11 protein-coding genes and 1 pseudogene are annotated in these 14,519 nt (G+C 33.8%); 5 read left to right on the forward strand and 7 right to left on the reverse strand.

Annotated elements, in window-relative coordinates:
* Window positions 1–97 precede the first annotated feature (97 nt).
* Window positions 98–1,930 (reverse strand): sensor histidine kinase, encoded by a 1,833-nt coding sequence (locus tag Q9306_RS09425; protein ID WP_306197599.1) that lies wholly within the window; start codon window positions 1,928–1,930, stop codon window positions 98–100.
* Entirely contained in the window at window positions 1,927–2,610 is a 684-nt protein-coding gene (locus tag Q9306_RS09430; protein WP_306197601.1) for a response regulator transcription factor, read from the reverse strand. Before Q9306_RS09430 ends, Q9306_RS09425 begins: the two co-directional genes overlap by 4 nt.
* A 609-nt stretch (window positions 2,611–3,219) precedes the next feature.
* On the opposite strand from Q9306_RS09430, the gene Q9306_RS09435 reads away from it, so the two are divergent.
* The 4 genes and pseudogenes from Q9306_RS09435 (at window position 3,220) to Q9306_RS09445 (ending at window position 7,192) form a co-directional block, all read left to right on the forward strand.
* Entirely contained in the window at window positions 3,220–4,101 is an 882-nt protein-coding gene (locus Q9306_RS09435) for a D-alanyl-D-alanine carboxypeptidase family protein (protein ID WP_306197602.1), read from the forward strand.
* Window positions 4,102–4,228: 127 nt separating this feature from the next.
* The gene (locus Q9306_RS09440) at window positions 4,229–4,936 is read left to right on the forward strand and encodes a M15 family metallopeptidase (RefSeq protein ID WP_306197605.1); all 708 of its coding nucleotides are present in this window, start codon (window positions 4,229–4,231) and stop codon (window positions 4,934–4,936) included.
* Between the two features lie 323 nt (window positions 4,937–5,259).
* Window positions 5,260–5,352 (forward strand): annotated as a pseudogene (locus tag Q9306_RS24585) (DUF4158 domain-containing protein); the annotation flags it as partial.
* Window positions 5,353–5,653: 301 nt separating this feature from the next.
* Window positions 5,654–7,192: a thiol-activated cytolysin family protein gene (locus tag Q9306_RS09445; RefSeq protein ID WP_371932368.1), complete on the forward strand. Its 1,539-nt coding sequence runs from the start codon at window positions 5,654–5,656 to the stop codon at window positions 7,190–7,192.
* A gap of 236 nt (window positions 7,193–7,428) precedes the next feature.
* On the opposite strand, the gene Q9306_RS09450 is transcribed toward Q9306_RS09445, so the two are convergent.
* The 5 genes from Q9306_RS09450 to Q9306_RS09470 form a co-directional block, all read right to left on the reverse strand.
* Complete coding sequence (locus Q9306_RS09450; RefSeq protein WP_306197609.1) at window positions 7,429–8,619, reverse strand: IS256 family transposase; 1,191 nt, start codon at window positions 8,617–8,619, stop codon at window positions 7,429–7,431.
* A 218-nt stretch (window positions 8,620–8,837) separates the two neighbouring features.
* Window positions 8,838–9,971: an LCP family protein gene (locus tag Q9306_RS09455; RefSeq protein WP_371932369.1), complete on the reverse strand. Its 1,134-nt coding sequence runs from the start codon at window positions 9,969–9,971 to the stop codon at window positions 8,838–8,840.
* Between the two features lie 436 nt (window positions 9,972–10,407).
* Window positions 10,408–11,589, reverse strand: a complete 1,182-nt coding sequence (locus tag Q9306_RS09460) for an ABC transporter permease (protein ID WP_306197611.1) — start codon at window positions 11,587–11,589, stop codon at window positions 10,408–10,410.
* Between the two features lie 2 nt (window positions 11,590–11,591).
* Window positions 11,592–12,266 carry an ABC transporter ATP-binding protein gene (locus Q9306_RS09465; RefSeq protein ID WP_306197613.1) on the reverse strand — a complete coding sequence of 225 codons (675 nt, stop codon included), beginning with the start codon at window positions 12,264–12,266 and terminating at the stop codon, window positions 11,592–11,594.
* Window positions 12,263–13,363 carry an efflux RND transporter periplasmic adaptor subunit gene (locus Q9306_RS09470; RefSeq protein ID WP_306197615.1) on the reverse strand — a complete coding sequence of 367 codons (1,101 nt, stop codon included), beginning with the start codon at window positions 13,361–13,363 and terminating at the stop codon, window positions 12,263–12,265. Before Q9306_RS09470 ends, Q9306_RS09465 begins: the two co-directional genes overlap by 4 nt.
* 241 nt (window positions 13,364–13,604) lie before the next feature.
* Between Q9306_RS09470 and Q9306_RS09475 the strand changes: the two genes are divergently transcribed.
* Window positions 13,605–14,519 (forward strand): ABC transporter permease subunit, encoded by a 915-nt coding sequence (locus Q9306_RS09475; RefSeq protein WP_306197617.1) that lies wholly within the window; start codon window positions 13,605–13,607, stop codon window positions 14,517–14,519.

Below are 14,519 nucleotides of genomic sequence, written 5' to 3' on the forward strand. Positions count from 1 at the left end.
TGAGTGAAGATATAGTACCATGGCGTACCTTAATGGAATGGAGAAGACTTTATAGAGAAGCAGAAGAGTCATAATAAAAACGTGTAGAAATTTATTTCTACACGTTTTTATTGAGATAGAAGAAAAATAATACTCCATCTTTTGTATTGTATACGCCATATTGTACGCCATGTAAATCTAAAATGTTTTTGGAAATGGCAAGACCTAATCCAGTTCCGCCTGTGGAACGTTGTCGAGAAGCATCTCCACGATAGAAACGTTCCCATATTTTATTGAGTTGTTCTTCGGGAATATGAGCACCTTTGTTCTCTATACATATTTTTACGCATGTACTTTCTTCTTCTTCTGATGAAATGATAATACTTTCATTTTCAGGAGTATAACGAATGGCATTTGTTATAAAGTTCGTGATAACTTGTTCTATGCGATGTGGATTAGCTAATACTTCAATTTCGGAAAGGCTCGTTTGAATATTTAACTGTTTATTTTTTATTTCGAAGGATAGATGTTCACATATATACTCAATCATTTCGTTAATATGAAATGATTGCATTTCCATTTTATACGTGCCAGATTCTAATTTTGCTAATTCAAGCATATCTACAATGAGTAAATCCATCTTGTTTACTTCACTTTCCATTGCATTGAAATAGTATTCTTTCTTATGACTAGCGACCCCATCTTTTAAAATAGACAGACAACTTTTCATAATACTTAAAGGTGTCTTTAATTCGTGTGATACGCCGGCAATAAATTCTTTTCGTGTATGTTCTAATTGTTTTTCTTTTTCTATATCTTCCTGTAGTTTATTAATGTGTGAATGTAACGTAGTTGATAGCATATTAATATTTTGCGATAAGTCACCAATTTCATCTTTTGATGTAATAGGAATTGCTTCTGAAAAATCAAGTTTTGCCATTTTTTGTGTTGTATTATTGATTTGTAACAATGGTTTTGCAATTTGTTTTGAATAATAAAATGCAGCAAGAAGGATAAGAAACAATACGAATATAACGATGTATATATAATAGTCTTTTATCATTTGTATAGCTTCATCAACAGGTTGTAAAGATGCTAGTGCGAAAATATATGTCGTTTCGCCATTCGGTTCTGCTATTGGTTGAATGAATAAGCGGTATTTTATACCGTTTTCTTCCGCATCGAGAATTTGTAATGTAGCTTTTTTAAATTGATTTTCATTAAATAATGTCTTTATTTGAAAATCGTTTATTTTTTGCATAAATAAACGATTTGTATAAATCATGTTGGATAGCGTATTTTCTTCGGGAATGCGTATCGTTTGAATTGTCCCCTCAATATTTACAAGTCGTAGTCCTAAATCATTTTGTTTTATATAACCACTTTCATCAATATAACCACTTTCATTAAAATAGGGCTTTATTTTTTTTAATAATTGTTGGTTCTCGTAAGTTAGACCAGTGTTGTACATGATTAACTGTACAGGAACTAGAGTGTTACTTGTCTTTTGTGAAACAAAAAGACAGCCTAACTCACTATTAGTTGAGATATATTTATTAAAATTATGAGTAATATCGTCTATATTTATAAGATGATACAGTGGTATTGTGAGTGTTGTATTAATTAATCCTTTTTCGAAAGAATCTGTTACTTTTACTTCGATATAAAAGTCTTTAGTGTTTTTTAAGTTTCCGTTCGTATCTAGTAACGTAATTAAAGCATTATTATTTATAGAAAAATCTTGTTCGAGTCTTTGAATACTTTGTAAATTATCTTTATTTTTTTCATAATCTTTTTTGAATTTTTGTATGTTTGTTTGAATTGCATTTACTTTTTTATTTACATAGTATTGTTTGAAAAATAGCGTTTGTCCAACAAATATACACGCCAAAATTAACGTACATAATGCTGTTGTTAAGATAAATAATTTAAATACAATTCCTTTTCTCATATTTGATCCTCGAATTTATAACCAGTTCGAATAATGGTTACGATAGAGGCGGAGTGCTCTCCTAATTTACTTCGCAAATTACGAATGTGACTATTTATTGTACGATCATCTCCGGTAAATTCATATCCCCAAATGCTTTGAATTAATTGGTCTCTTGTTATAACAATCCCTTTGTGTTGCATCAAATATGTTAATATTTCAAATTCTGTATGGGTTAAATTAATATCTTCTCCATTTATTGTGACAGTACGCGAAGGAAGATGCGCAACAATCCCATTTTTTGATAATAAATTATCTTTAGATGGTTTATGTGCCGCATATCGAATTTCGAGTAATCGTTTTGCTCGCGCTAGTAAAATAGGAGGGCTATATGGTTTTGTAACATAATCATCTGCTCCTAACTCGAATCCGAGTAATGTATCATCTTCATCAGTTCGCGCTGTTAGCATAATGATAGGTACATTGGATGTTTTTCGAATGCGTCTACAAACAGACCAACCATCTAATTTTGGTAACATAATATCAAGAATGATTAAATGTACTTCATGTTCTTCGAAAATAGATAACGCTTCGGTCCCACTTGTCGCTTCTAATACTTTGTATCCATCATGTAACAAATAGTCTTTAACAATTTCACGTAAAATATCTTCGTCTTCTACAATCAAAATAGTTTTTTGCATCGTATTCTCCTATATAAAATTTAGTTTGCGCATGTAAAAATGATATTTAATTTTAGCAAATAGTAAATATTGTATTCACTTCACTGGTTTTGAAGGAAAGTATATAGATTGTAACAAACCCATATAAAGATAAAATAAAGATTAGAGTAATTCAAGAGAAAAAATAAACAATGTGTAGAGATTTAATTCTACACATTTTTTTATTCTTTAACTTATCTCTACGTTATCTGCATCTTATCTTTATCTGTTGCTATTAATGTATGTACTGAGAGAAAAATAGAGGTGAGTGATATGAAAAACTTATATATATAAATGCAAATTGAAAACCGACATAAAAACCCTTTTCTTTTTAGGTGGGCGAGAGCGTCTGGCCATGCGTAGAAGCGGTCAGTGCCTTTTCCTGCCACATGCGAGGTTTTAAAACAAAAGGAGCAAGCTAGTAGCGGTCATGATATATTCTGCATAGTAGCAATCTATATGTCGAAAAATTAAAATTGACTTATATAGATGATTTACTGAAATATTGCTTTTATATTTTCTATAATATACAGAAAATTATATATATGAAATGTACACTTTGATAGTAACAATGATGAAGGAGAATAGAAAATGAAAATAGTAAAGAAAAGTAGGAACATGCTTATAGTATTTGTTGCTATTTTGGTGACTTTATATACTTATCTGACTTTTATAAAAGAGCCCGTTATAGAAGCTGCGGCTGCTATATTAATGGATACGCAATCAGGAAAAGTTGTTTATGGTAAAAATGAAAATGTGCCTCTTGCTCCAGCAAGTATGTCAAAGATGATGACTGAGTATATTGTACTAGAGAAAATTCATAACGGTACATTAAAATGGAGCGATTCCGTCAGAATTAGTCCGAATGCTGTAAATAGCATTGGAGCTAAGATCAATGTACAAGTTGGTAATCGTTTGACTGTTAGCGATTTATTTTATGCAATGGTAATATCATCAGCCAATAATGCTGCTGTTGCTTTAGCTGAGCATATTTCTAAAAGTGAAGAGAATTTTACAAAGCTCATGAATGCGAAAGCAAAGCAATTAAATTTATCTAATGAGACTCATTTTGTTAATGCTACAGGACTACCAAATGCTCAAAATAAAGAATCAAAAATGACTGCTTTAGATGTAGCAATGCTCGCGCAACATTTGTTAAAAACATATCCCGAAGTTTTAGATATAACCAAGCTGACAAATTATACATTATCGTATAATGGTGCAACTATAATCACTACAAATAAGATGCTCGATACATCTAATGATGAATTGTATTTTCAAGGAATTGATGGTTTGAAAACTGGATTTACAGATGAAGCAGGATACTGTTTTACAGGAACAGCAAAACAAGGTGAAAAAAGGATGATTTCTGTTGTCATGGGAACTAGCGAAGATACTAAGAGATTTATAGAAACAAAAAAATTATTTTCATATGGATTTAATAAAGTTAGCTCAACCTTTTTGAATTGGTGATATTAATCTTTAAATTACAATAAATAACTAAAACGAACTTATATAGAGATGTAAAAGCAAGTTATTAGTTAGTTTCATCACAATACGATGCAAATTATAAAATGGATCGCTATAAGGAGTAGATAAAATGATTAGAAAATTAATAGGTAGCTTAGTAGGGGGATCTTTTTTTCTCTTTCTATGCATAGATATTTTTTCACCTAGTGCCATTAACATTGCTAAAAGTAAAGACAATATGCAAAATAATGATGGATCTATAACTATAGTATCCCCAAATACTGTGGATGTAGTAGTTAATAAAAATAGAAAGCTTCCAAGTAATTATAAACCTGACGATTTAGTTGTACCTAATGTTAAATTTGCATTTGATGGGATTCAAGAGAAAAGTCATTTGCGAAAAGAAGCTGCTATCGCTTTGGAAAAATTATTTGCCTTAGCGAAACAAGAGGGAATAGTATTACATGCTGTATCCGGATTCCGTTCTGAACAATATCAACAAACTGTTTATAGACGAAATGTAGAAACACAAGGTCAGGTCCAAGCTGATAAAGTTTCTGCAAAGCCAGGTCATAGCGAACATCAAACAGGGTTAACGATGGACGTTTCTGCGAATAGTGTCAATAATACACTAGAAACTCAATTCGCAAATACTATTGAAGGAAAATGGCTTAAAAACAATGCTCATCGTGCTGGCTTTATTATACGTTATTTAAAAGGAAAAGAGCACATTACAGGTTATTCATATGAACCATGGCATATTCGATACGTAGGTGACATTGCAAAAGAAATATATGAGAAAGGTATCACTTTAGAAGAATATCATAATAAAAAATAACCCATTATAAATAATTTGTGGAATTACGGGTATTTCACTATTGGTGGGCGGTATTGGTGTTATGAATATTATGCTTCCAATTCCGTTAGATAATTAGATAATCGCCTATAAAAGTAAGTGTTTTATGGTCAACTAATGCTTCCAAATGCGGTCAATTTATGGGTAAAGTGACATGTATGATTTGAACCATAAGTTTGCCATTTCGGCAAGGTTATGGTTCTTTTTGTTTGCGGCGAAGTTATGATTCTAAAATGTTGCTGTACCTCTATATACGATTCAAAAACCAGTTTGAATATGGAGAGTTTCTAATTTAAAAAGGTAAAAAACAACGAGGAGTCGCTAATAGATTAGGATTTGCCATACAAATTGCTTACTTACGTTTTCCAGGAAGACCATTATCTGCGAATAAAAATATGATTAATGCTACTCTTATTAACAATACAAAGGGAATCTGATACATTCTTATATGCAATATTGCATATAAGAATGTATTGATAAAAATGTAAGCGCTTACTATAATGAAAGCATAAAGATAAATCACATCCTTGCAACAACAAAAGAGGAGGAAATAATATGGAAATCGCAATGGCAATTTTAAAATTTGTAGGCGGAGCACTTCCATTAGTTCAAGAACTCTTAAAAGTATTTATGTAAGTTCACTATTTAGCAATTATGTATAAATAATTATCATACCTTAATATGAAAAAAAGGAAGAAGTTGATTTGTTTGAAAATTATAAAAAAACATAAAGGAACAAAATTACTAGCAAGTTTATTAATTGGCTTTTGCACTATTAATTATTCATCTATTTCCTTCGCTGAAACTCCTAAAAGTAATTCAGCTAATGCATCAAAACAAGCTATTGACATTGATACTGGTATAGCAAATCTAAAGTATAACAATCAAGAGGTTTTATCAGTAAATGGTGATAAAGTAGAGAGTTTTGTTCCGAAAGAAGGTACAAATTCAAATGGTAAATTTGTAGTAGTTGAACGTGAGAAAAAGTCACTTACAACTTCACCAGTGGATATTTCAATTATTGATTCTGTGGCTAATCGTACTTATCCAGGAGCAGTACAACTTGCAAATAAAGCTTTTGCAGATAATCAACCTAGTTTATTAGTGGCTAAGAGAAAACCCTTGAATATTAGTATAGACTTACCTGGCATGAGAAAAGAAAATACAATTACTGTCCAAAATCCTACATATGGTAATGTGTCTGGAGCAGTAGATGAGTTAGTATCTACTTGGAATGAAAAGTATTCAAAAACAAATACGTTACCTGCAAGGATGCAGTATACAGAATCTATGGTGTATAGTAAATCTCAAATCGCAAGTGCTCTTAATGTTAACGCTAAATATCTTGACAATGCACTGAATATTGATTTTAAAGCGATTGCAGATGGAGAGAAAAAAGTGATGGTTGCGGCGTATAAGCAAATCTTTTATACAGTAAGTGCAGAACTACCAAACAATCCATCAGACCTTTTTGATAATAGTGTTACGTTTGACGAGTTAACTCGTAAAGGAGTAAGTAATGCGGCTCCGCCTGTTATGGTGTCAAATGTAGCTTATGGTAGAACAGTTTATGTGAAGTTAGAAACATCATCTAAGAGCAAAGATGTACAAGCTGCTTTTAAAGCCTTAATTAAGGGTCAAGGCGTTGAAGCGAGTGGACAATACAAAGATATTTTTGAAGACAGTACCTTTACTGCTGTAGTATTAGGCGGAGATGCAAAAGAGCATAACAAGGTTGTTACAAAGGATTTTAATGAAATTCGAAATATCATTAAAGATAATGCAGAATTAAGTTCTAAAAATCCAGCATATCCAATTTCATATACAAGCACTTTCTTAAAAGATAACGCAACTGCTGCTGTTCATAACAATACAGATTATATCGAGACTACAACTACAGAATATTCCAGTGCGAAAATGACGCTTGATCATTATGGTGCATATGTTGCTCAATTTGATGTATCTTGGGATGAATTCTCATATGATGAAAATGGAAAAGAAGTGTTAACTCATAAAACGTGGGAAGGAAACGGCAGAGACAGAACTGCTCATTTCAATACAGTCATACCACTTCCGCCGAATTCAAAAAATGTAAAAGTCGTAGCAAGAGAATGTACAGGTCTTGCATGGGAATGGTGGAGAACAATTATTAATGAACAAAATGTTCCATTAACAAATGAAATAAAAGTTTCAATTGGCGGAACAACATTATACCCAAGTGCTAATATTAGTCATTAATTAAAGCCTAGTATATATCCGAAGCGCCCTGTTTACAGGGCGCTTTTTTACTCGGCTACAAATATATCGGCGATTTTTTCGATATATCGGTTCTGTCAAGAAGTCTGTGTAAATTAATGAGACTTAGTACTTAGGTCTATCCAGTATTTAGTTATATGTTTTTTTCTCTTAGGGGAGGAGGAGTGAAGCTAGCTTCACTCCTCTTCCCCTAAAAATTTTTATAGTAGAATTGGGGTTTACTCCGATAATGATGCAGCTCCATAACGATTTTTAAACATCTTATAAATTTCTTTATGTGCTAGGCCAAATCCTGGTGTTCTCTTAGTAGTCCAAGCATCGTTGTAATTACTGGCAACCAAAAATACAATCTTTTCTACAGCTTCCAAACTAGGTAGACTATTCATCGTTTTTAGGCGCTTCCGCACTTCCTTGATGGTGCGTTCAATCATATTTGTGGTATAGAGATATTGACGTATTTCTTTGGGGTACTTATAGAAAGTAAGAAGGACTGGTAAATCTTTTTCCCACGAATCCACTTCCTTTTTGTATTTCTTTCCCCATTTTTCTTTTGCATTTTTAAAGGCTTCTTGCGCATGTACAAAGTCTATAGCTTTATAAACTTGTTTAAAATCCTCCGCAACCTCAGCCTGATCAGACTTTCTTACTTTGGATAAAATATTTCTCATTTTATGAACGACACAACGCTGAACGTCAGCTTTTGGATACACACTAAGAAAGGCTGTTTCCAATCCAGATAATCCATCAAAAATACCTAATAAGACATTCTTAACGCCTCGCTCATAAAGATCTTCTAAAATTTCCTTCCAGCCACTTGATGACTCTCTACCGCCAACATAAAAGCCTAATATTTCACGTTTTCCTTCAAGAGTTATTCCTAAAACAATATAAATAGCTTCTTTTTCAACCGTATCACGGCGAACACTAAAAAATAGGCAATCTAAATAAACAGCTAAATAATCGGACCCTAATGCCCTTGATTGCCAGCTTTCAATATCTTCTCTAATCTTTTCTGTAATGTTAGACACAGTGGTAGCTGAATATGCGTTTCCATCCAATAGACGCTCCACAAATTTCCCAACTTGACGAGTGCTTACACCACTTTGATAAAGACTAAGAATCGCTTCTTCCAACCACCCGTCACGACGTTGATAAGGTTGAAATAAGGAGGTTTGAAAATCACCGTTGCGATCACGAGGAACAGTGAGATCTTCCATTCGTCCGAATTTAGTATCTAAAATACGGTTGTAATAACCATTTCTAGAGTTTTGAACATCTTTTTGTTCCACCTTCAAAAAGTTTTGAATTTCTTCTCTAAGAATCATTTCAAGTTTTTCTTGAACAAAATCTTTTACCATATTTTCTATTTGCTTTCCTAAATCTAGTTGAGATATAGTATTATTAGACATAAGACAAAGTCTCCTCTCATTTATAGGTTCTGGACAAACCTGAGAGTACTTTGTCTTATTTTTTTTGTCCAGAAAAATGCTTACACATACTTTTATACATCATCGATATATTGTAAATATCGCCGATATATCGGTGGGCATGTAATTTCCAGTCAGCTTCAATGGAGAGATGTATACAAAAAACCGCTGATTGTTCAGCGGTTTTTCATATGTTTATATTAATTGTCATTTGTTTCACTAGTCGTTGTATTCTTTTGCGCAGCTGGTTGTTTATGCTCTTGGTCTTGTTTATTATCTGTATTTTTATCTTGCGCTACAGAATTTGCATCAGCAGGAAGCCCAAGATGTTCGCGGAGCTGCTTTGAGATGTCAGCAATATTTTTTTGATCAGGCATGTAGTAATACGTATGTTTCGGGGCGGAAGTAGGTCTACAAACTTTATCCTCCGCCATATAGCAGTCTTCTCCAGCGAGTTGAAGTTTTCCAATTGAAGCATCTATACCATATTTGTAGAATGATAACATATCATCAAATGAGAAGTTTGTTTTAAATTCCCCATTAATATCATCAATGACTTTTCCTACTTTTGTGATGGATCCAGCACTTGCTAGTTTTTTAACAATCGCTTCAATAACAAGCTGCTGACGTTGGCCACGCATTGCATCGCTATCAATTTTACGCGTTCTTGCTAGCGCAAGAGCTTGTTCTCCATTTAGATGTTGGTACCCTTTTTCAAGATGAATTGCACCAGCTGTATCATTACTATCTTGTTCTGTAAATGTAACAGGTACATCTAAGTCAATTCCTCCTAAATCGTCGACAACTTTTATGAAAGAGTTAAAATTAAATCTTACAAAATAATCGACTGGAACGTTGAATAGCTTTTCTACTGTTTCAATCGTAGCTTGAGGGCCACCATCTTTTCCATTTTTTGTAGCACCAAATGCATAGGAATGAGTAATCTTATCTTTTTTCTTCTCGACTGGAACGTATGTGTATGTATCACGTGGAATACTTACTAGTTTTACTGTTTTACTATCTTTATTAAACGTTGCAAGTAACAGTGCATCTGGATGAAATGCACCAGCGTATAGTTTCTCGCGTCCTTTATTTTCATCAATTCCCATAATTAACACAGATACGTTATTGGTAACAGGTTTGACCGCTTGTTCGCGTAATTCAGACTTTTCACCACGTTCTAAATTTTGAGAGGCATTTCGAACAGCGGAAGATGCTTTATTTACTAAAAACCAAGTGTAACCTCCACCGCAAATTAAAAACAAAACAATAATGAACCCTGCAATTTTTAGCATCTTATAGCTTTTTTTATGTCTATCTGTTTTTTGATCCATTCTATTTACTCCTTCATCAATAATTAGAGCTAATTCAGTCCCCGCATCAATTAATTATAATTCTTTGTTGTAGAAAAGAATATTACAAGTTATTTACATTTTTAAAATTTTCTTTCTATTTTGGTAGTAATGTAGTGTAATAGGTTGATGGAAATGAAAGCGCTTTTGTTTTTAGGCAGGCGAGAAGTAATCTAAACTATATGAATTCATTTTGATTTTCCGACATATAGATTGCTGCTATGCAGAAAAAAAGGAGCTTCCACTCGCTTTCTTCCTTTGTTTTCACTTCGCATGTGGCAGGAAAAGGCACTGACCGCTTCTATGCATGGACAGATGCTCTCGCCCATCTATAAAAAGATGGTTTTATGTCGGTTTTTTAATTCGTATTTATATATATAACAAAATAACAAGGTTACCAAAGGTAACCTTGTTTATTTTATTCATATCGTAAACACTCAATTGGATCTAGCTTCGCAGCTTTGTTTGCTGGAAGTAAGCCGAATGCAATACCGATTAACATAGACAGCCCAACCGAGATTAAGCCTAATTTTATTGAGACAACGAGCGGCCATGCTGCGAATATGGATACGATCCAGGCGAAGAAGATACCGAGTACGAATCCAATCAAGCCGCCTAATGCTGTTAAAATACAAGATTCAATGAGGAATTGCGTTAATACTTTTCCGCGCGTTGCACCGAGTGCTTTACGAACTCCGATTTCACGTGTACGCTCTGTGACGGAAACAAGCATGATATTCATAACGCCGATACCACCAACTAATAGTGAAATGGCTGCAATACCACCGAATACACTTTTTAAGATATTTGTGAAGTTATCGATTTCTTTTAATGTTTTTTGTGGATCCGGTACTTCGAAATGCCCAGTATCCTCTGGTTTTTTTGCATTATCTAATAATTGTACGACTGCATCTTGAACAGTTTGCTTATCTTGACCAGGAGCAATTTTTACTGTGATACTATCATAGGTGTTTTTACCAAATAAAACAGGCCAGTTTTCTGCGGAGATGACCCCTTCTGTAAATTCCACACCGCCCATCATTCCTTTGATGGAATATACACCGACTATTTTGTAAGGTGTCCCTTTTATATCTATATATAAGTTTGGCTCCCATGAAGAGAACAATTTATTGAATGCATCTTTATTTAATACAATTGTATGTTCTGGTTTATCTAGATCGGCAGCTGTTAAAAATCGGCCATGTTCAAGTTGAAATTTAGAAGCATCATCAAAGTGATCTCCTTTAGCACCAATTAAATTAACATCCAATTCCTTTTTGCCTGCATATACTTTCGCTGATCCCCTAACGTCTGGATACACTTCTTGAACACCAGAAATTTTTGAGATATTGTCGTACATACGTGCTGAAATTTTTCCGTCCGCATTTGAAACATCTTCTGCTGTATAGTTTACTTGAAACTGATCTTTCTTTTCTTTTCCAATCTCTTCACGGAACTTAGCATTAGTTCCATCACCGATAGAGATAATGGTAATAATCGCACTAACCCCAATAATAATGCCAAGCATTGTTAAAATCGAACGCATTTTATGAGCGAAGATGGAGGAAAGGGCCATACGTATATTTTCACTTAAGTTCAAACTCAACCTCTCCAATCTTGGACGATTTTTCCATCACGAATTACAATTTGGCGTGCTGCCGCTTCCCCAATTTCTCGGTCATGGGTAATCATAATAATGGTAGAGCCTTGTTTATTTAATTCGTAAAAGAGATCCATAATTTGTGTACTTGTTTTCGTATCAAGTGCGCCAGTCGGTTCATCGGCTAAAATGAATTTTGGATTATTCACAATCGCACGAGCAACAGCGACACGTTGTTTTTGTCCGCCAGATAATTCATTTGGTAAGTGAGTCGCACGGTCGGCGAGCCCTACTTTTGTTAATGCAGCTAACGCACGCTCGCGTCGTTCTTTTTTATCTACGCCACCATAGATAAGCGGTAGTTCGACATTTTGCATCGCATTGAGGCGAGGGAGCAACATAAAGTTTTGGAATACAAATCCAATTTCTTTATTACGAATGTGCGCCAGTTCTGTTTCGGACATGTTTGAAATATGTTGTCCAGCTAACGTGTATGTGCCTGCTGTCGGTTTGTCTAAGCAACCGATGATATTCATTAATGTTGATTTACCAGAACCAGATGGTCCCATAATGGAAGTAAATTCACCTTGGTTTAGTGTTATATCAATGCCATGTAAAACTTGAACAATTTCTTCTCCGTTTTGAAAAGACTTCGTGATGCCTTTTAATTCAATCATTTCATGTTAACCTCCATACCATCTTGTAAATCTTTTTCTGGTTTTGAGATTACTTGCTCACCTGTTTTTAATCCGGAAACTTTTGCTTCGCTATCTGTTTGAAATTCAATGGTAATGGCTTGTTCTTTTGCTTTTCCGTCTTTTACAACAAATACGACGTTTTTATCACCTTTTTTCACGATACTGCTTTTCGGAACAACGGTACCGTTTGCTTCACCAGATTTTGCTGTTACATAAACATGGAAGCCTGGTTGTAGGTCATCATTATTATCTAATGTAATAACGAAAGGATAGTTAGAAACGGTTTTGTTTTCATCCGCATTCTTTACTGGTGCTGTGCCAATTTCTGTTACTTTTCCTGTCCATGTTTTTCCTGGTACTGTTTTAGATGTAACAGAAACCTCTTGACCAACTTTCATTTGAGAGAGTTCGTATTCAGATAACTGGCCTTTTACTTTTAACGGCCCAGCAGTGCGAATCGTAATACCGCTCATAGCTGCTTTTTCTTCTGTACCTTTATTAATGTCTTCGATTGTGCCATCTACAGGACTTGTTGCTGATAGCGCATTTTCTTTTTCTTGAATATTTTGCATCATTTGCTTCGCTTTTTCGACTTCTAACTTTTTCATTTCAAGCTGCGTTTCTTGTGCTTGTACTTCTTGTTCAGCAGCTTTTAACATGTCACCTGCAGCACCAGATTGTTTAGCTGTTTGGAGTTTTTGTTTTGCTGCGTCCACTTGCTTTTGAAGGAGTGCAACTTCTTTCTCAGCTAATTTCTTTTGCATTTCCGCTTCGCTTTTTTCTAGTTTAATAGATGAATTGTTATATTTTAAAAGTAATTGTCCTTTTTTTACTTGATCGCCTTTTTTTACGGCAAGCTCATAGTTACCTTTCGTTGGATCAAATGCAATTGTTTCGATGCCGTTTGGAATGACTTCGCCGCCAAATTTTTGTGCATTTTCAATTTTCTTTTCTGTTACTTTATAACCGCTGTATGCCATAGCCGGTGTAGATCCGCCAGCTAATGCAAAGTAAGAACCAGCACCAATTCCGATTGTTGCTAAACCGACAATTAATAATTTTGTTTTCTTTTTCATTGTATTTTCACCTTTTCGTGTCGTTTTTGTCTCTGTAATTTCTAGTATAAAGGAGGCGTTAAATATGGGAAATTGTTTTATCTTACAAAAGTATTACATTTTTGTAAGGATTACAAGAAAGGTGGATGATGTCGTATTTTCATAGCAGAGACTCATATGAAAAAGATGATTTTACAGAAAATATTTACAATTTAGAAAACTTTTTATAAAATGGGAGAAAAAGGATTGGGGTTAGAAGAATATGGCAAAGAGGGTGTTTATACATAGTTCGGAAGTGATTGTGCAATTTTTTTTATCGGTAATCGGAATTATTTGTGTAGGAGCGTTGCCAGGTTTGTTTCAAGGTTTAAAAATAGATTTTCACAAATATATAGAAACGATTAAGATGGTATGCAATAATTTACTGCATCTATCATCAATGACGTATGTTCCAGCTACTAATAGTCCAATTTCAAGCAAAATCCCAATTACAAAACCACTATTTCCACAACTATTTATCCACTATAAAGAAACGATGATTGTTTTTTTAGCAGCTTTTTTTATTTCACTTTTGATTGCTTTTTTCATTGTTTATATCGTTTTACGGAGTAATGCTAATGTTCAAAAGAAAATGAAATCATTTTTACTCTTTCTTGAATCTATTCCAGATATTCTTCTTATTCTCGGCTCACAGCTTTTCGTCATTTGGATTTTTAAACAAACAGGAATTTTAGCTGTAAGTATTTCAGGGTTAGGAGAGCAATCCGTTCGAGGGTTACCCATTATTTGTTTAAGTGTACCGACAACGATTATGTTTATAAAACTAGTATTACTGCGTTTTGAAACGGAACTTGAAAAAGATTATGTCCTATTTGCAAAGGCAAAAGGGCTGGATAAGCTTTATATTTTAAATCATCATGTCTTACGTAATGTGTTATTAAGTACGCTCTTTTTTGCGAAAACAAACATTTGGTTTATGTTATCCAATTTGTACATTATTGAATGGATGTTTAATACATATGGCATGTTTGTATTTGTAAGAGTAGCTGCTGATACGCATTTTGCAACAGGTATTCCTCTGTTTACAGTGAGTTTGCTGCTGCTCTATGTACCTATTTTTATTATTTTTAAGCTGTTTCATTATTTCGTTCCAAATGCAATGAAAGAGAGGGTTTAA

Source organism: Bacillus multifaciens (assembly GCF_030756675.1).
Lineage (GTDB): Bacteria > Bacillota > Bacilli > Bacillales > Bacillaceae_G > Bacillus_A > Bacillus_A multifaciens.

Bases quoted from the DNA above. Each gene is read 5' to 3' on its own strand.
- Q9306_RS09425 (WP_306197599.1), bottom strand. From the start codon at position 1,930: ATGAGAAAAGGAATTGTATTTAAATTATTTATCTTAACAACAGCATTA.
- Q9306_RS09450 (WP_306197609.1), bottom strand. From the start codon at position 8,619: ATGTCTAATAATACTATATCTCAACTAGATTTAGGAAAGCAAATAGAA.
- Q9306_RS09440 (WP_306197605.1), top strand. From the start codon at position 4,229: ATGATTAGAAAATTAATAGGTAGCTTAGTAGGGGGATCTTTTTTTCTC.
- Q9306_RS09475 (WP_306197617.1), top strand. From the start codon at position 13,605: ATGGCAAAGAGGGTGTTTATACATAGTTCGGAAGTGATTGTGCAATTT.
- Q9306_RS09430 (WP_306197601.1), bottom strand. From the start codon at position 2,610: ATGCAAAAAACTATTTTGATTGTAGAAGACGAAGATATTTTACGTGAA.
- Q9306_RS09470 (WP_306197615.1), bottom strand. From the start codon at position 13,363: ATGAAAAAGAAAACAAAATTATTAATTGTCGGTTTAGCAACAATCGGA.
- Q9306_RS09465 (WP_306197613.1), bottom strand. From the start codon at position 12,266: ATGATTGAATTAAAAGGCATCACGAAGTCTTTTCAAAACGGAGAAGAA.
- Q9306_RS09435 (WP_306197602.1), top strand. From the start codon at position 3,220: ATGAAAATAGTAAAGAAAAGTAGGAACATGCTTATAGTATTTGTTGCT.
- Q9306_RS09455 (WP_371932369.1), bottom strand. From the start codon at position 9,971: ATGGATCAAAAAACAGATAGACATAAAAAAAGCTATAAGATGCTAAAA.